Here is a 2,939-nt window from a genome sequence, read left to right on the forward strand (position 1 = left end):
ACTTTTGATGGTTCTTTTTTGAACAATATTAACTTTTACAAGTTGTAGGTAAACGGAAAGTGCATTATGTTGTTGATTCAAAATGGGTGGCTCGATTTATTGTCGATTGACAGTGGTACTGATCGTGAGCTTGAAACACAACTACACCAGAAGTACAAAGATCAACGCGTAATTGGGGAGTGGTTCGAAATAAACCATGAAATTGTACTCGACTTACTAAAAGCACATAGTCACTGTAGTTATATCGCAAAAAAATCTAACGCAGGTGAATTGACAGGTTATGACAGACATGGGCTCCCCGAGTATATCTAAGGCATTAATAAAAGCCTACAACCTGCGACAACCAGCGCGAGGGTTGGTATTTCACAGTGACCGAGGCTCGCAATATACCAGTAAGCAATTCAGTAGGCTGCTATCGAGCTATGGTATCCGAGCCAGCATGGGTGATGTGGGTGCGTGTTCGGCAACTGCTACTGCGTTGCTCTACCTCCTACATCCATGCAGTTGTGGGATAATGCCGTTGTTGAGCGATTCTTTGACAGCTTAAAACACGATTGGATTTTTAAAGTTAATCAACCAACAAGGGAGTTTATGAAGCAAGATGTTACTGCTTACATGAAATATTACAACTTGGAGCGGCTGCATTCTGCTAATGACGATCTGTCAGCTGTAGAGTTTGAAAATTCTCAAGTAAAAGTGTCCAGTTTGGGTTGACCAGAACAGTATGCCTGTACTGTTTAGCTTTTGTTATCGAAAATGCTTTTGAATCTCCAAATTGAAAACATTGTAAGAAGTAGCGCTGCAATCAAAGTACTTGCTAGTCTATTCATATGATTTTTACTCAAACTTGAATAGCTAACTAATTCTATTTCATTTTGTGATACGGATAAAACTTCCTTTCCTCTGACTATCAAAGATACTTTTTCTCCAACAATCACACCATCGAGAGACTTACAGTCAATACTGTTCAAACTACTATAACGTCCTCCATTTTCAATATAAATATCATAATCATACTTTTTATTAAACCTAGAATTTATTTTGCAGTCATATCCAAACAGAACCCCTTCAATTTTTTCATTTGAAATTAAAATAGAATTAATAAATGAAAACCAAAAAAATGCCGTTATGGATATTATTAAAAATAAACCTGCAATATTTGATTTAGTCTTTAATTTCTTTAATTGCATCTTCAAGTTTTTCCGTATTCTCATTTAGTGTTGCTTGTGTAGCAGCCATATCTATCGTTGACTTAGCAAGGCTACCCAATATTTCATCACCTGTACCAGTAAACCAAATAAATCGGCCACCAATTTTAAATCAAAAACATAATGCACTTTTAGGTTACCTACAACCCGTTCTAGCTCAAATGGTTTGAACAACTAGAGCAAGGACATCCATGCCATTGCGGCATTTGTGAATCCATTGACATCAGACTGGGCGAGCATCCAAGGACTGCTTGAACAACTTCCATAACTGTCAGCTCGCCATCTGATAGGCATGACGCCTGAATGTCGTGCAATGCAGGGATGCATGAGAACGACCATTGCTCTCATTCATAATCTTAGAAACCCTAGGTTTCTATTCACCGTATCGTTAAACAAATGCTATGTCTCACCTACCAATCAGAATCAGCAACGACGATCAAGTGCCCTCTTACATTTAAACATCTAAACAAAAACGCTCTGCGGTTAGGCAGAGCGTTTGTGGATAACGCCTTGTGATAAAAGGCGTTTAGTTCTTCATATCCTTTTCCATATCTTCGTAGGAAGTATGGCGAACGTCTTTGCCTTTTACGTAGTAAATAATATATTCGCAGATATTTTTACAGCGGTCGCCTACACGTTCAACCGCACGGGCTGCCCAGAGTACGTCTAATACATCGGGGATTGAGCGTGGATCTTCCATCATGTAGGTCATTAATTGACGGATAATACCTTCATATTCACGGTCGAGTTTAGCGTCTTCCTTGTGCAGTTCCAATGCAGACTCTGCATCCATACGGGCTAATGCATCTAAAGTGGCGTGGAGCATACGAGTCGCATGGCGGCCCATATTTTCAATACTGACTAATAAAGGCTGCTGATTATTCAATCGCTTATCTAATGCTGCCTTGGCAATACGCACACAGGCGTCACCGATACGCTCAAGATCAGCAATCGATTTTGAAATCGCGATGATCATCCGCAAGTCGCTCGCTGCGGGCTGGCGCTTGGCGATAATGCGGGTACATTCTTCGTCAATCGAGACTTCCATCCCGTTGACTTTATGGTCACCTAAGATCACCTTTTGCGCTAATTCGGCATCTAAGGTGCTTAAGGCGTCGATGGCTTGCTCTAATTGACGCTCAACCAAGCCACCCATAGCGAGAACTCGGTTACGAATATCTTCTAGCTCGGCGTTAAATTGCCCAGAGATATGTTTGTTTAAATTCATATTTTCCATTTGGCCAACCTTTTACTCAACTGTATCAACGCCTAGATGGAGTTTGCAATGCTTAACTCTGTTCTAGGCGGTGGCTTATTTCGTTAATCGCTTATCACTCACATCACCACTGCCAAGGGCAAGGTGATTAACCGTAACGGCCAGTAATGTAATCTTCGGTCTTACGTTTTTTCGGTGTGGTGAAAATGGTGTTGGTATCGGCGTATTCCACCAATTCGCCCATATACATAAAGGCTGTTTGGTCCGACACCCGCGCCGCCTGTTGCATGTTGTGGGTCACGATAACCACTGTGTACTTAGTCTTAAGCTCGGTGATCAGCTCTTCGATGGTTAAGGTTGAAATCGGGTCGAGGGCCGAAGTAGGTTCGTCGCAAAACATGGACACCCAACCTTAATAGCGAGGTAGCTAACCTCCGACTATGCTTTGGTTAAGCATTGAACAAGGAGGTTTGTATGCCGCGCCCTCGCAGAACTCAGATAAGTCTTGAAGACAC

3 protein-coding genes and 2 pseudogenes are annotated in these 2,939 nt (G+C 41.7%); 2 read left to right on the forward strand and 3 right to left on the reverse strand.

Going from position 1 to position 2,939, the window contains the following annotated elements:
- The first annotated feature begins 66 nt into the window (after positions 1 to 66).
- Both L976_RS01580 and L976_RS01585 read left to right on the forward strand, forming a co-directional pair.
- Positions 67 to 312: a GIY-YIG nuclease family protein gene (locus L976_RS01580; protein WP_156143137.1), complete on the forward strand. Its 246-nt coding sequence runs from the start codon at positions 67 to 69 to the stop codon at positions 310 to 312.
- A pseudogene (locus tag L976_RS01585) lies at positions 290 to 714 on the forward strand (DDE-type integrase/transposase/recombinase); the annotation flags it as partial. The gene L976_RS01580 and the pseudogene L976_RS01585, both read left to right, overlap by 23 nt.
- A gap of 23 nt (positions 715 to 737) precedes the next feature.
- Here L976_RS01585 and L976_RS01590 read toward each other — a convergent pair.
- The 3 genes and pseudogenes from L976_RS01590 to L976_RS01600 all read right to left on the reverse strand — a co-directional run.
- Positions 738 to 1,190, reverse strand: coding sequence for a hypothetical protein (locus L976_RS01590; protein WP_140907652.1), 453 nt, complete (start codon positions 1,188 to 1,190; stop codon positions 738 to 740).
- Between the two features lie 544 nt (positions 1,191 to 1,734).
- Positions 1,735 to 2,445, reverse strand: coding sequence for a phosphate signaling complex protein PhoU (gene phoU, locus L976_RS01595; protein WP_037429875.1), 711 nt, complete (start codon positions 2,443 to 2,445; stop codon positions 1,735 to 1,737).
- Positions 2,446 to 2,572: 127 nt separating this feature from the next.
- A pseudogene (locus L976_RS01600) lies at positions 2,573 to 2,824 on the reverse strand (phosphate ABC transporter ATP-binding protein); the annotation flags it as partial.
- Positions 2,825 to 2,939: the final 115 nt, after the last annotated feature.

It is taken from the genome of Shewanella sp. ZOR0012 (assembly GCF_000798835.1).
Taxonomy (GTDB): Bacteria; Pseudomonadota; Gammaproteobacteria; order Enterobacterales; family Shewanellaceae; genus Shewanella; species Shewanella xiamenensis.

Bases quoted from the DNA above. Each gene is read 5' to 3' on its own strand.
- L976_RS01580 (WP_156143137.1), top strand. From the start codon at position 67: ATGTTGTTGATTCAAAATGGGTGGCTCGATTTATTGTCGATTGACAGT.
- L976_RS01590 (WP_140907652.1), bottom strand. From the start codon at position 1,190: ATGCAATTAAAGAAATTAAAGACTAAATCAAATATTGCAGGTTTATTT.
- phoU (WP_037429875.1), bottom strand. From the start codon at position 2,445: ATGGAAAATATGAATTTAAACAAACATATCTCTGGGCAATTTAACGCC.